This is a genomic window from Embleya sp. NBC_00896 (assembly GCF_045207785.1).
Classification (GTDB): domain Bacteria; phylum Actinomycetota; class Actinomycetes; order Streptomycetales; family Streptomycetaceae; genus Embleya.
The window spans coordinates 52,711-66,844 of sequence record NZ_CP108777.1 but is presented as its reverse complement, the minus strand read 5'-3'; the positions used below and the strand labels follow the sequence as shown (position 1 = coordinate 66,844).

Genomic DNA, 14,134 nt, shown 5'->3' with positions numbered 1-14,134 from the left:
GAAGGACCGACCATGCGTGCAATAGCATTCCGCGACTTCGGCGATGCCCCCGCATTGGCAGAGCTGCAGACACCCGATCCCGGACCTGGCGAAGTCCTCGTCCGCATCGGAGCCGCGTCGCTCAACGGCTTCGACCTCGGCGTGCTCGGCGGGATGATGCGCGGGGTGTTGGCGTACGACTTCCCCGTCGTCCTCGGAAAGGATTTCGCCGGCGAGGTCGCCGCTTTGGGCGCGGGGGTGACCGACCTGAGGGTGGGCGACGCGGTGTTCGGCGTGGTCATGCGGGCGACGCTCGGGCAGGGAAGCTTCGCGGAATACGTCGCGGTGCGGGCCGACTATGGCGTGGCGAGGCTTCCTGACGGCCTGGCCCCGACACACGCGGCGGCGCTCGCCCTGGCCGGCACCGCGGCCGTGAACGCGGTGGACGCCGTCGCCCCGGCTCCGGGCGAGACGGTCCTGGTGGTCGGGGCCACTGGCGGTGTGGGAGCGTACGCCGTCCAACTGGCAGCCTCCCGCGGCTGCACCGTCATAGCCACCGCGGAGCCCGGCGCGCAGGCCGCGTTCGTCACCGGACTCGGCGCCACCCACACGGTCGACCCCGCCGAACTGCTCGACCAAGTGAAGGCGATGGCTCCGGACGGCGTACCAGCGGCCCTGCACCTGGCGGGCGAGGGCTCGACGGTCGCCGAAGTGCTGGCCCCGGGTGGCCGTTTGGCATCGACGCTGCACTTCACGCTCGACGACGCGCGGGCTGTCAGCTCGACGGCGGTCATGGCCGATCCGGCCACTGCGACCTTGGAGCGTCTTGCCGCAGAGGCGGTCGCCGGGCGCCTGCGGATCCCGGTGACACGGACATACGGCCTCGACGAAGTGCCCCAGGCGATAACCGACTTCGCCAATGGCGCGGTCGGGAAGTCGGTTGTGCAAATCTGACGACTCGGCGGCGCTGCCTGCCTCGGGCTGCGAAGCCCCCGGTGACGTGGATGGCCGGTGGCCGGGCGGAGCGGCGGTCCGCCCGGCACCGCCCGGCACCGCCCCATTCTTCCGACCGACGCGCCATCGCTCACCCATACGGGGTGAGCCGGGGGCGATCGGGTGGTCCCGCGCAGGCGGGGGTGGGCCCGTGAAAGGTCGTATTCGGGCGGTTCACCTCCCGGTCGCGCGGGGGACTCATCGTCACCTGCGGCGCTGGAATGGCCTTGATGATTCGTGATGTGCCGGCAAGGCGCCACCGGCGGCGCGGGTGCGTTCGGGCGCTGACGGATTTCTCACGTCAACCGCCGGTGCTCTGTGGTTTGTGTGGTCGGAGCGTTCCTGTCGCGTCGATCCACCGGTAGTGCTCCCATCGTGCGCGGCCGAACGGCATGTCGGCCAGGAGACGGCCCCGCAGGGAACAGGCGTCCGGGTCCCCGGTATCGGCGAGCGGGACCTTCCAGAGACTCCCCGAGCTGTTCTGTTCAGGATCGGCGCCCCACCGCGCGGTGTCGATGCGGAACGCACCCGCGACGAGACGGCGCCGTGCGGGCCCCGAGGCACCGAGGAGGATCTGCGGGCCGGAATGGGGGTCGGTACGCCAGGACGCCATGTGCCGGTCTATCTGCCACCATCCTGCCGTGTGCTCCGTGATGTCGACCGTGCTCGGTCTCGCGGGGTCGAACTTCGTTCGCCCGTCCGTGGTCTGCCCTCCCGTGGTCAGGTACACGACGAGGGCGCCCCCGGTGAGGGCGCCGAGTTCACCGTTCGTCAGGTCCGGTTGGGCGATCCGGGCCGAGAGCTCGTCCGGGACACCGAGTGGACCAAAGCGCGGGCCGGTGCCCGGAGCGGTGTTGAAGCGGGGGAGCATCGCCGAGATGAGCGCCGCCTCCACGTCGAGATCTCGTCGGCGCCGTGCTCGTCCACCAGCCGGTCGAAGATCCGCTTCACCGTGTGGCGCTGCTTGCGCGGCGCATCCAGGTCCGCCCGAAGCATCCGGTCGATCAGCGGCTTGAACAGGTCCAGCCGGGTCACCCTGGGTGGCAGCTTCTTCCGAGGCTCCGGCCACGCCGACGGCAACGCGTTCTGCACGGGTGCGAACCCGACCCCGTACTTGCGCTCCAGCGCGCGGCTGGACAGGCCCGCGCGGGAGTCGCGGCGGATCGCCGCGTACAGATCGACCTTGGACGTCGGCAGCCCCCGGGCCCCCTTGTCGTGCAGAGCACAACCATGGTCCCGAGGCAAGCACTCAGGTGCTGTCAAAACTCAACGACATCACTCTCCCGTGGCACACGGCGCTGTCACCGCCGAGCAACAGGTGCTGTCACACCCCACGTATAAAAGCCACTCCTGGGACAGGCGCAGGTTCCGGCTGCTGATCCCAAGTCTCGGCTTCGGTCTACGTCTGCTCGGTGGACTGCTGGGCGGCCTCGCGTGCGCCGGCGCTGACCAGCCCTGTCTCGTAGGCGACGATGACGGCCTGGACACGGTCACGGAGTCCGAGCTTGGCGAGGATGCGGGCGACGTGCGTCTTGACGGTCGCCTCGGCCAGGTGGAGGCGGGTGGCGAGTTCGGCGTTGCTCAGTCCTCGGGCCAGCAGGCCGAGGACCTCCAGTTCGCGCGGGGTGAGCGAGGCGAGGTCGCGGTGGAGGGCGGCGGTGTCGCTGCCGCGCTGGGCGAACCGCTGCACGAGGCGGCGGGTGATGGCGGGCGCGAGGAGAGCGTCGCCGGTACGGACCGTGCGGACGGCCGCGGTCAGATGCTCGGGGGTGACGTCCTTGAGGAGGAAGCCGCTGGCCCCGGCGGACAGTGCCGCGTAGACGTATCGGTCGAGGTCGAAGGTGGTCAGGATGATGACGCGGGGTTTGTTGGGGGCGCCGGTGAGGATGCGGCGGGTGGCTTCCAGGCCGTCCATCTCGGGCATCCGGACGTCCATCAGGACCACGTCGGGACGTGTGCGGCGGACCGCTTCGACCGCTTCGGTTCCGTTGGTCGCCTCGGCGACGACGTCGAGGCCGTCGGCGCCGAGGATCAACCGGAATCCGGTGCGGACCAGGGTCTGGTCGTCGGCGACGAGCACACGCAGCGGCTCGGTCACGGTGTCTCCAAGGGGATCAGGGCCTCCACACGGTAGCCGCCGGTCAGGCGTCCCTACCTTGTTGATGGGCAGGGCGAGCCATTCGTAGGGTTCTCCCACCCAGGGGTGCCGGGTGTGGCTTTCAGGCGTCTGCCGATCGTGGCTTTGTTCGATTTGCCGCCCGGCACCCCGCGACGACTCGGCCGCTGATTAGGAACTGCGATTCGGTCGCTGTGTAGGGACTCGACGGCGAGGTCGTCTGCGGGACAACACGAACCGACAGACTTGCGGAGGCGCTTGTGGCGAGGATCTGGGCCGGGGTGGACGCGGGGAAGACCCACCACCACTGCGTGGCGATCGACGAGAACGGGAAGCGGCTGCTCTCGCGCCGGGTGGCCAACGACGAGCCGGTTTTGCTCGACCTGGTGGCGGACGTCCTGGCCCTGGACACGGACGTGGTGTGGGCCGTCGACCTCACGGACGGCGCCGCGGGCCTGCTCATCGCGCTGCTCGTCAACCACGACCAGCACCTCCTCTACATTCCCGGCCGGGTCGTCAACCGTGCGGCCGACGGCTACCGGGGCGAGGGCAAGACCGACGCGAAGGACGCGGCGATCATCGCCGACCAGGCCCGCGTCCGCCGCGACCTGCACCCGCTGCGGCCCGGCGACGAGCTCACCGTCGAGCTGGGGCTCCTCACCGCCCACCGTATGGACCTCGCCGCCGACCGCACCCGCTCGATCAACCGCCTCCGAGCCCTGCTGACCGGAATATTCCCGGCCTTGGAAAGGGAGTTGGACCTCACCAATGTCGGACCGTTGGTTCTCCTGACGGGTTATCAGACCCCGGCGGCGATCCGCCGCGCGGGCGCCCGGCGACTGGAGACCTGGCTGCACAACCGCAAGGTTCGCAATGCCGCGCAGCTCGCCGCCGGCGCCGTCGCAGCGGCCGAGCGCCAACACACCGCGGTGCCGGGCGAGAAGATCACAGCACGGCTGGTCCACACGTTGGCCAGGGAGGTGATGGCCCTCAACGAGCGGATCGCCGAGACGGACAAGCTCGTCGAGGGCCGGTTTCGCGAGCACGAACACGCCGCCGTGATCACGAGCATGCCCGGCATCGGGCCGTTGCTCGGCGCCGAGTTCCTCGCCGCGACCGGCGGCGACATGAGCGCGTTCGCCACCCCCGACCGCCTCGCCGCGTTCGCCGGCGTCGCCCCGGCCCCGCGCGACTCGGGCAAGGTCAGCGGCAACCTCCACCGCCCCCAGCGCTACAACCGGCGCCTCCAACGCGTGTTCTACACCTCCGCGCTGATCAGCATCCGGTACTGCGACGAGTCCCGCCGCTTCTACGACCGCAAGCGGGCCGAGGGCAAGCGGCACACCCAGGCAGTCCTTGCTCTGGCCCGCCGTCGCGTCAACGTCCTGTGGGCCCTGCTGCGTGACGGACGGTGCTACGAGCCCACACCACCCGTCACACTCGCCGCTTGACAACAAGATTAGGAATCGACCGGTGTTCAGGGTTCCGTCGTAGACGGCGAGGCGCTCGCGCAGGCCGATCAAGCCCCGGCCGTTTCCGGCGGCCGTGGCCGCGTCCGCGTGTCCACCGGTGTCGGTGACTTCCACCCGGAGCCGGTCCGGGCCATATTCGACGGTCACGGCGGCGGTGGCGCCGGACGCGTGCTTCACCGTGTTGGTCAGGGCTTCCTGGACCACACGGTAGGCGGCGAGTTCGACGCCGGGCGGCAGGGGGCACGGCGGGCCGGTCACGGTCAGGCCGACGGGCAGTCCGGTGTCCCGGACCCGTCCGACCAGCGTTCCCAGCTGGTCCAGGCCGGGCTGCGGGGCCAGTTCCGCCGCCGCATCGGCCAGGTCTGCACCTCCGTCCGTCCCCTCGCCCTCGTCGGCCATGGTGAGCAGTCCCATGACGTGGCGCAGCTCGGTCATGGCCGCCCGCCCGCCCCCCTCGACGGCGAGCAGTGCCTCGCCGGCCTGCTCGGGGGAGGTCTTCATGATCTTGCGGGCGGCGCCCGCCTGGATGATCATCACGCTGACGTTGTGCGTGACGACGTCGTGCAGTTCGCGGGCGATCCTGGCCCGCTCGTGCTCGACGGCCCGGCGCAACGCCTCGGCCTGTTCGCGTTCCAGATTGGAGAGCCGGGTGCGGCCTTCGTCGGTCCGGAGTTTCCAGGTGCGCAGCCCGAGGGCGGCTCCTGCCATAGGGACCAGGATCAGCAGGGCGATGTACTGGTTGGGGACGATCGGTGTCACCGAGTTCCCCGAGGTGCCGACCAGCAGGACCGACACCGGCAGCGCCGCCAGGGTGGCCACCCGGTAGGGGCTGTACACGGCGGCGCTGTAAACGGCTATCACGAACGCGTAGAACGTCAGCCGCAGAACGCTCTGCGGTGTCGCCAGTACCGCGGCCGTCACGATGCACAGCACGGTGAGCGGGTAGCGGCGGCGCAGCGCCAGGGCACCCGAGGCGATGACCGCGAGGGTCACCATGAAGGCCATGCCGCCGGGGCCGGACGGGCGCGGCACGACGTGCTCCACGCCGGGTGCGATCTCACGCACCACAATGTTGTTCGCGTTGTCGATGCCGTAATAGACAGTGGTGACGCCGAGCGCCAGCGCCACCAGCACGTCGAACTGCCAGGTGCGACGGCTGAGCCGCAGCGGCGGACCGGGCAGGAGTCTGGCGTCGCGGACCGCCTCGCGGACCGGGACCCGCAGCTGCTCCAGCGTCGTAGGTACGTTCATCACCGGTTCATTGTCGCCGCCGCCTGAACCCTCTGAGTCCGCCTCAGTGGTCGTTCCCGGCGCGTCGCATACATCGGGCGCCTACATCGCAAGGATGACGTTCCGGCAGATCATCCCGATGCGATATGGCAAAGGGTTCGGGCGGTGGCGGATCCTCGCGAAGCCCCTTGCGCGGCCGGACTCATGCCCTCGGACCGTCGGTGGGGCCCATCCCGTCAGTACCACCGCTGGGTTGACGGATCTTGTCGCGTGTTCGAAGGGTGGTTCATGGGAGGCGTGAGGTTGACGGTGTGCCTGCCGGCGGAGGCCAGGGAGGACCTGGTTGCGGCGCTGGCGTCGGCGCTCGAGCCGTTCGGCATGGACACCAGCGGGGCACGGGAGGTTCCGCCTGGGCGCATCACAACGATGTCGTCGCCTACTTCGTCGACACGATGGGTCTGACCTGCGTCGCCGTCTCCGCCCGCAGTGGTCCCCAGGTCGCGATGGACGGGATCCGCCTCATCGGCCGGAAACCTTCCGAACTCGCCGTCGAGCTCGTCGCGCACCTCGAAAAACTGGGCCTGGAAGTCCAGTTCATGCCCAGCGGAGACGTCGGCTCATCGGACCTGGGATTCATCCCGGACACACAGCGAGCCGGCGACACGCTCGTCACCTGCGCGCTGTTCGGCAAACCCAACGCATGGGCCAACACCGTATGGGACAGCATTCCGGGTGAGGGATGGCGGCAGATCTGACCCGCCCGGGGACGGTGTCCGGTCCGGGATTCCGATGCCGCCGGCCGCACCCGACGCTGTGCGGCACCCGGACCACCCTCCTCGATCCGGGGCCGCCCGGGCTTCCCGACAGGCGGGTGGAGTCGGGGCGATGTCCTGGGATCCCGCCCCATACAGGAGTCTTCCTTGCCCGAGCAGGACCGCCTCGCCATCCTCGTCGTCAAGCCGGACGGCGTGGCCCAGCAGCTCACTCGACTCATCTCGCTGTGGATGCGCGACCGGGGCTACAAGCTGCTCGGGTTCCGCGAGTTGATCCTCAGCCCCGAGCGCCGGCTCCTCCTGGACGCGAGCACCCGGATCGGCGACCGGACCGACCGGAAGCCGAGCGCGGTCCTGTACACCCTGGGACCTGTACACGCCTTGCTGCTGGAGCGGGAGAGCGGCCGGACGGCGGACGAGGTCTCGGCCGCTGCCGAGCTCGCGGGGCGCCTCACGGGGGACGTCCTGCCCCACCGGGCCCGACCGGGCACCCTGCGAGGGGACTTCGGAGCCCTGAACCCCGTCTTCAACCTGGTCCACGCCACCGACGACACCGAAAACCTCGACCGGGACGCCCAAGCCCTCTTCGACCACCCCCTCGCCGAACTCCTGGGGCCGCACGGTGCCACACCGAGCGGAATATCCCAGACCCCGCACCTCCTGCGCCCGTTCAAACTGTGGAGCACCGTGACGAGCGTCCTGTCCGCCTGGCTGGGACCGGATGCGGTACGGCCCATCGACTGGCCCGCCGACTCCCACGGCCCGTCCAATCCGGCGGTCGGCGCCGCCCTGATCGCCTGTACCCGCGCCGCACAACGAGCCGGGGGCGAGGCGGGCGCGCTGCTGACAGGAGTGCTCGAAGGGAGCACCTCCTACCCCCGGTTCGCCCGCCGGATTCCCCACGCCGACCCACGGATACCTCGCGTACACCACGTTGCGCCATCTGACGCTGTGCGCCGACACTCCAAGCGATGGGACTCTTGCCCGAACCGCGCGGCCCCATCGACCTGGTGAAGGTCATCATGGGGGAACGGCCGGCAACGAGACCATCGACGTCCGGGTGGCGGGCCGTGATGTGCTCGCGGGCGAGGTGGTGTTGTCCGAGCCGGCCTGGCCTCGGCCGGGCGGGCCGTTGTTCGCACGTTCGGTGATGTTGGTTCTCGGCGCCACCACCCGACGCGGTCCGGGCGGCACGGCCTGGAACGCGTCGGTCCGGAACTCGTGGATCCTCACACGGCTCGGATGACGCGGATCTTGGACTGCTTGTGCGGAAGGGCTTCCCAGTCGGTCATGAAGCGCGCGGCAAGGCCGTATTTCTCGGCAAGACGGACCAATGTCTCGGTGCGGTAGTAGAAGTCTTCCCGCAGCACGTGGTGCTCCTCGCCCTCGGTGCGGTTGAAGGTGAGGTCGAAGTGGCCGTCCGGGTGCAGGATCCGCCCCACGTGGGCCAGGCATTGCTCGATGACCTGCAGGGGCGAATGGGAGAAGACACTGTGGGCGTGGACCACGGTGAAATGCTCGTCGGGCAGGAAGTCGAAGGTCAGATTCCGTACCAGGGCCAGGTGCGGGAGCTTGTCACACAGACCGTGATCGACGAGGGTGCGCTGCGCGGCGAGCAGGATGTCGGGCGAGATGTCGATGCCGTAATAGTTGGCTTGTCCCAAGTAATCGATGAATCGCCAGCCCGCCCGCAGGTTGCCGCAGCCGATCTCCAGCATCCGGTCGGACGGCGCCAGTCCGTGCCCGATCAGGTAGTCGTATTGCAGCTTGCCCAGTGCCAGCCAACGGTCGTGGTTCTTGCTGCCGACCGCGCCTTCCACGTCGTGGGCGGTGTCGGAACGCATCACCGCCCGGTAGTACGCCACGTGGTCACCTGATGTGAGCCGAAACCAGGCGTCACGGCCGAGACGCCGGACATGCGGCGCGATACGCCGGGGATTGCGCACCGCGTAGCCCAACTGGTGCGTCAGGCTGGTTCGACTCGACACGCCGGACTCCTTCCCGACCGGGCCCAGCCGACATCTCGGCGAGGTCCCGACCTTCGTGGCCACCGTAAAGACGCGAGCGCGACCCGGCAGCCCAGCCGAGGTCTGTCATCACTCGAAAGGGGGTACTCCTGACCCGTTTGGCCTGCTTCCGCGTGGCTACGCCCGCGCCCGTGTCTCGGCGGATCACATCGGGGCAAGCGGTGGGCACTCGACATCAAAACCCACCCTCGGCATGCGACGTGGTGCCCAACCGCGAAAGCCCCTGCGGCGGACGCGCGCAGGTTCCCCGCGCAGGGCAGTGGAGTGTCCGCACCGGGCTGAGTGAGGACGTGTTCGTGCCACAACCACCCGTGGTGGTCGCCGGGTGCGGGCCCGATGAGCGCCGGCCCGCTCTTGCGGGGGCCTACCGGGATCGGGGGGACGGGGAAGCCCCGCCGCTGCTGCAGGGAATCGGGTCGTCGGGGATACCCGGGGAGGAGGCCGGGACAGTGGCGGGGCGAACCGGGGACGGGGGGTTGTCGGGGTGGAGTCGCCCGCCGCTCGGTGATTAGCGAGTCGCGAGGGCCTTCTCTTCCCCCGGTGCGGCGGGAGTGGATGTGGGTGCGGGTACGACGGCGGTACGGCGGCGCAGGGGTGAGTGTGACGAGCAGCCCGGCGACCATCCCGGCCGCGATCGGCAGCATCACGAGGAACTCGCCGTCGGGGGTGGCGGCGCGCGGTGCGTCGCCGGTCTTGCCCTCGGTGCCGATGTCGGCGAGTGCGGTGAACTCCGCGAGCCCGATGGCGTTCCCGAGGTTGAGGGTGGTGGAGGCGATGCCCTGCTCGTGCGCCCGCGGTACCGGTGGCGGAGGTGATCCACATGGAGGTCCAGACGATGCCCTGTCGACACCGGAGACCACGAGCCCGGGTATCAGCAGCCCGTGTCCGGCGTCCGAGTCGAAGCCGAAGGCAAGCCCGGCTGTGCCGATGACTCCGATGACGAAGCCGACCAGCAGCGCGGCGCGAGTGCCGACACGGCCGGTGAGGCGCCCTCCGCGTTGGGTGCCGGTGGCGATGGCGATGGCGATGGAGGGGATGAGGAAGGCGAGACCGGCCCGGCCGATCGGCGCGATCCACTTTCGCCCGAGAACGCCGTCTCGCGGTGAACGACCCACTGGATGGGACATTCGCTGGGGCGCGGGACGGACAGGTGTACCGGGCGGGACGGGGTTGTTCGCGGTCGTGCCGCAGCCGTGTTCTGATGGATGGGTGAGCGAAAACGGCTCCATGCGCTTGTTCGTGGCGCTTGTGCCGCCTCCCGAAGCGGTGGCGGAATTGCGTCGTGTCGTCGACCCGATCCGCTCCCGGTACGACGGGCTGCGCTGGACCGGGCCCCAAGGCTGGCACCTCACTCTCGCCTTTCTCGGCACGGTGGAGCCGAAGACCCGGATCGAGTTGGAGACCCGGCTCGCCCGCGTCGCCGCACGCCATCCGCCGCGGAACCTCGCGCTCACCGGCAGCGGCCGTTTCGGCGATCGCACCCTGTGGATCGGGATCCGGGGCGATCGGCGGGCGATGGCTGCCCTGGCCGCGGGCGTACGGCGCGCAGCCGACAAATGCCATATCCCGATCGAGGACCGGCCGTGGCACGGTCACGTGACTCTGGCCCGCGTCGCCCAACCACGCGGGGCGGGCGGGCGGCGCCCTGGGGGCAGTGCGCTCACCGCGCCGGCGGCCGATCTCGCCGGATTCGACGGGGTGGAATGGACCGCGGCCCGGCTGCACCTGGTGCGGAGCGTCATCGGCAACGGCCCGGCCCAGTACCACGACGTGGCGACGTGGCCGTTGGTGGGCAGGCTCTCATCGCACGTCCGCGCGGGAACCCGAGATGGTGCCGAGGAGTCCCGTTCGAAGTGAACGCCGCTTGAGCCGGCCGACGTTCGCGCGACGTGCTCCCGCCGGATCGAACGTCACCATTCCCATGCTTCGGGGAGTCGGTGGGCGACCCGGCGAACGTTCCCGGCCACGGCCCTGGTACTCCAGCAGCACTTCGGTATCTGTGCAGGTCAAAGCCTTGATTCGGCCGTGATCCGTGACGTGGTCCCGCGTCTCGCGTTGGTCCGGTCATGACGGGGATCGAGGTTGTGGAGCCGTGGGCGGCCGAGTTGGAGTCGTTGCTCTCGCGGGTGGGGCATCGCTTTGGTCGGCGGGAGCCACGGCAAAGGTCTGCGGTTTCGCCCGTGCTTGCTGTCCGTCTGGCTGGCGGGGACTGCGGCGCGCGGGACATGCTGGACCGTTTCCGTGGTGGTCGGCGTGCGCGTCGACTTACTCGGTGTCGCCGCCGCTGATGGCGGTCATGCCCTGCCATCCGGCGTCGGGCCCGTCCTCGCTAGGTACATCGCCTCCGGCGAACTGACCGGCGAGCTGGGCCTGGCTGTTCGGCTACCGCCGGCTCACCGTCCGATACGAGCGAAAGGGAAGCCACTTCCTCGCGTTCCTCGGCCTTGCAGCGACCCTGACGTTCTACAAGAAGCTCGCGAAAGTCTCCACGTGAGACATCCTCTAATTCCCCGCGCCATGTCGAGAGCTCTGTTAGCCTCGCAGCATGATCACACGCTCGTTCCAGATGATGCCCCGCCGGCGGGGTTGCTGAGACGGACGCGTGACGTTCCGAGGCCCCCGAGACGGGGCCTCGTTTGCGTTTGCAGGTCGGAGCCCCGCCTCGCTGAAGAGGAGGTTCCGATGCCCCAGGCACGTTCCTACATCACCACGACCATCCCGTACGTCAACGCCCGGCCGCATCTGGGTTTCGCCCTGGAGCTGGTACAAGCCGACGTGCTGGCCCGCCATCGCCGTCAAGCCGGCGACCAGGTCCGTTTCCTCACCGGCACGGACGACAACTCCCTCAAGAACGTCTTGGCCGCTGAGGCGGAGGGTATCGAGGTCCAAGCGCTGGTCGACCGCAACGCGGCGGCGTTCGCAAGTCTGCGCGAACCGCTGGCGTTGTCGTTCGACGACTTCATCCGCACCAGCAGCGATCCCCGCCACCGAGCGGGGGTGGAGCGCCTGTGGCGGCGGTGTGCCGCCGCAGGCGACTTGTACCGGAAACACTACGAGGGGCTGTACTGCGTCGGCTGCGAGCAGTTCTACACCTCCGACGACCTCATCGAAGGCCGCTGTCCCGAGCACGGCACCGAACCCCAGCTCGTGGCGGAGGAGAACTGGTTCTTCCGGCTCTCCCGCTATGCCGATGTCCTGCTGGAACTGATCTCCAGCAATCAGGTGCGGATCGAACCTGCTTCCCGCCGCAACGAGGTCCTCGGCCTGATCGCCGGCGGCCTGCACGACTTTTCCATCTCCCGCTCCCAAAGCCGGGCCCGCGGCTGGGGCATCCCCGTTCCCGGGGACCCCGACCAGGTCGTCTACGTGTGGTGGGACGCACTCGGCAACTACGTGACCAGCCTGGGTTACGGCACTTCCGATGCGGCTTTCGACCAGTGGTGGACACACAGCGGCAAACGGATCCACCTGGCGGGCAAGGGCGTGCTCCGATTCCACGCCGTCTACTGGCCGGCGATGCTGCTGTCGGCGGGACTCCGGGTGCCCACCGACATCCTGGTCCACGAGTACCTCACCGTCGACGGCCGCAAGATCAGCAAGTCCGGCGGTGCGGCCGTCGATCCGGCAGGTCTGGTCGCCGACGTCGGCACGGACGCGGTGCGCTGGTGGCTCCTGCGCGATGTACCCCGCGTCGCCGACGCGGACTTCACCTTGGATCGGCTCGTGACTCGCGCCAACAGCGATCTCGCTGGTGGCCTGGGCAATCTGGTCCACCGGGTCGTGACCATGATTCACCGCTACCGTGACGGTCGCCTTCCCGCTTCCGGCAGTACCCCGGCCGGCGCAGAGCGGTTGGTGGACGCTTGCGCCGGCGCCCCTCGGGAGATCGATGTCGCCCTGGACGAGTTCGACTTCCGTCGGGCTGCAGCCGCCGTGTGGACGATCGTGGAGGAGGCCAACCGCTCCATCGAAAGCACCAGGCCCTGGGAACTGGCCAAAGCCGAGCAAGGAGCAGAACACATCGCCGGGGAGCAACTGGACGGTGTCCTCGATGCTCTCCTGCATGCCTGCCTCTTCCTCGCGGACCGATTGACGCCGTTCCTGCCGGGAGCCGCGGCCCGCATCACGGAGCAGTGCACTGCGGTCGACGGCATCCTTCCCCCGGCAACCCCGTTGTTCCCACGGATCGAAAGCTGACCGAGTGGAGCGCCGGTGGTCCGCCCAGGGATCACCACCTGGGCGGACTCGGCCGCTCCGACCACCAGATGGCCCCGGCGCCCGCCCTTCATCCAGGACTTGTCCAGCCGATCATGTTCGGAGCCAGGTAGCGAGGGTGGTGCGGTGGCGGTGCTGAGGGAGACGTAGCCGCGCTTGTCGTATCAGGTATCGGCCCGGTGCTGCTTGTGCCGGTTGATGGCTCGTTCGACGTGTTGCGCTGCCTATAGGCCTTGCGGTCGAGGCTGGGCGGTCGCCCGCTGTTGTGGTCATGTCCGACCCCCGCCTTTGTTGTGCGTCAACATGCCGTGAGAGTAAGGAAGTTGTGGCTTGTTCGCCGTCTTCTGCTTGTCGGCGGCGCCGGGTCTACGCTGGATGCATGCCTCCCGGTGAGATGGTGCGGCCCGGCCCTGACGCTGCCACGACCGACCTTGTCTTCCGCGAGAAGGGTGGTTCGCGCGGCCAGGCGGTGCTCATCGCACTTGCCGCTGTGGCGTGGGTGCCCATTCTGTTCGGCGGCGCCGGATGCGTGATCTTCTGGTTGACGGTCGGCTTCGGCGCCGGCTCCGCCAAGGCGCTGCTCGTGGCCGGTCTGTTCGCGGCGGCCGCCTCCCTGATCACCTGCCCGTTCGTCGCGGCCAAGGAACTGCGTCATGTCCGCCGGGTTCAGTTTGCCCCGACGCAGGCCCCGGCCCGGCTCCGCTTCGTGCGAGCCCGTCGGCCCGGGCCATGGCTGCCGATCGCTGACCTGGCACGAATACTTCTGCACGAGACCATCATCGAGACCTACATGGGCGACCCGCAGCCGGCCGGCGGAACGGTGTCTGTGGCGATCGTGATCGGCGATGGCCACGTTGTGCACGTTTACTCCGGCCCGGAGTCCCCGGACGCGTGGCAATTGAAGCAGGACCTGGATGCCCTGCTTCCGGCAGTCGGCGTCCCCGTTGTGCTGGAGACATCGCGCATCCGATTGCCCAAGCCTCCGTCGAGACCTTTGCGCTCTGGATCGGCTCACGTTGCCGCGATCGTCACCAATGTGAACTCAGGCGGTTCAGGCGCCGGCAACGCGGGCGGGTCCACCGGCGGCGTGTGATCTTGTGACCGGGGACCCCGCGCTGGTCGAGTCGACCGGGGCGGTGATGAGCGCGGCCGCCTGGTTCGGCCCCGCCACCCTGGTACTGTTGCCCGACCAGATCCCGACCCGGCCCGAGCCGGAGACGATCCGATCGGCCACGACTCGGACTCGGTGGTGGTCCGGGCGCGGGGTCCGGATCCCGAGCGGACCGGCCGACGCGGCGCGACCCCGGCGCGGGGCGCGCGCCGGGGTCG

At 69.4% G+C, this 14,134-nt stretch carries 11 protein-coding genes and 2 pseudogenes; 9 read left to right on the top strand and 4 right to left on the bottom strand.

Going from position 1 to position 14,134, the window contains the following annotated elements:
* Positions 1–12 precede the first annotated feature (12 nt).
* Positions 13–933, top strand: a complete 921-nt coding sequence (locus OG928_RS33465) for an NADP-dependent oxidoreductase (protein WP_331765751.1) — start codon at positions 13–15, stop codon at positions 931–933.
* 810 nt (positions 934–1,743) lie between these two features.
* Here OG928_RS33465 and OG928_RS33460 read toward each other — a convergent pair.
* Together OG928_RS33460 and OG928_RS33455 are read right to left on the bottom strand one after the other, a co-directional pair.
* The gene (locus tag OG928_RS33460; protein WP_406291370.1) at positions 1,744–2,217 is read right to left on the bottom strand and encodes a hypothetical protein; all 474 of its coding nucleotides are present in this window, start codon (positions 2,215–2,217) and stop codon (positions 1,744–1,746) included.
* 154 nt (positions 2,218–2,371) lie between these two features.
* Positions 2,372–3,070: a response regulator transcription factor gene (locus tag OG928_RS33455; protein WP_331765749.1), complete on the bottom strand. Its 699-nt coding sequence runs from the start codon at positions 3,068–3,070 to the stop codon at positions 2,372–2,374.
* A gap of 278 nt (positions 3,071–3,348) precedes the next feature.
* Between OG928_RS33455 and OG928_RS33450 the strand changes: the two genes are divergently transcribed.
* The gene (locus OG928_RS33450) at positions 3,349–4,539 is read left to right on the top strand and encodes an IS110 family transposase (protein WP_331765748.1); all 1,191 of its coding nucleotides are present in this window, start codon (positions 3,349–3,351) and stop codon (positions 4,537–4,539) included.
* A gap of 18 nt (positions 4,540–4,557) precedes the next feature.
* Here OG928_RS33450 and OG928_RS33445 read toward each other — a convergent pair.
* Positions 4,558–5,811, bottom strand: a pseudogene (locus tag OG928_RS33445) (sensor histidine kinase); the annotation flags it as partial.
* Between the two features lie 431 nt (positions 5,812–6,242).
* Here OG928_RS33445 and OG928_RS33440 point away from each other — a divergent pair.
* The gene (locus OG928_RS33440) at positions 6,243–6,545 is read left to right on the top strand and encodes a hypothetical protein (RefSeq protein ID WP_331765747.1); all 303 of its coding nucleotides are present in this window, start codon (positions 6,243–6,245) and stop codon (positions 6,543–6,545) included.
* A 165-nt stretch (positions 6,546–6,710) separates the two neighbouring features.
* On the top strand, positions 6,711–7,577 hold the full coding sequence (locus tag OG928_RS33435; protein ID WP_331765746.1) for a nucleoside-diphosphate kinase: 867 nt from the start codon (positions 6,711–6,713) through the stop codon (positions 7,575–7,577).
* A gap of 215 nt (positions 7,578–7,792) precedes the next feature.
* On the opposite strand, the gene OG928_RS33430 is transcribed toward OG928_RS33435, so the two are convergent.
* Positions 7,793–8,551, bottom strand: a complete 759-nt coding sequence (locus OG928_RS33430) for a class I SAM-dependent methyltransferase (RefSeq protein ID WP_331765745.1) — start codon at positions 8,549–8,551, stop codon at positions 7,793–7,795.
* 920 nt (positions 8,552–9,471) lie between these two features.
* Between OG928_RS33430 and OG928_RS33425 the strand changes: the two genes are divergently transcribed.
* The 5 genes and pseudogenes from OG928_RS33425 (at position 9,472) to OG928_RS33405 (ending at position 13,898) form a co-directional block, all read left to right on the top strand.
* Positions 9,472–9,696, top strand: coding sequence for a hypothetical protein (locus OG928_RS33425; protein ID WP_331765744.1), 225 nt, complete (start codon positions 9,472–9,474; stop codon positions 9,694–9,696).
* A gap of 103 nt (positions 9,697–9,799) precedes the next feature.
* Positions 9,800–10,447, top strand: a complete 648-nt coding sequence (gene thpR / locus OG928_RS33420) for an RNA 2',3'-cyclic phosphodiesterase (protein WP_331765743.1) — start codon at positions 9,800–9,802, stop codon at positions 10,445–10,447.
* A gap of 511 nt (positions 10,448–10,958) precedes the next feature.
* Positions 10,959–11,084 (top strand): annotated as a pseudogene (locus OG928_RS33415) (IS5/IS1182 family transposase); the annotation flags it as partial.
* A gap of 188 nt (positions 11,085–11,272) precedes the next feature.
* Entirely contained in the window at positions 11,273–12,787 is a 1,515-nt protein-coding gene (gene metG / locus OG928_RS33410; RefSeq protein WP_331765742.1) for a methionine--tRNA ligase, read from the top strand.
* 397 nt (positions 12,788–13,184) lie between these two features.
* Positions 13,185–13,898 carry a hypothetical protein gene (locus tag OG928_RS33405; RefSeq protein WP_331765741.1) on the top strand — a complete coding sequence of 238 codons (714 nt, stop codon included), beginning with the start codon at positions 13,185–13,187 and terminating at the stop codon, positions 13,896–13,898.
* Positions 13,899–14,134 lie beyond the last annotated feature (236 nt).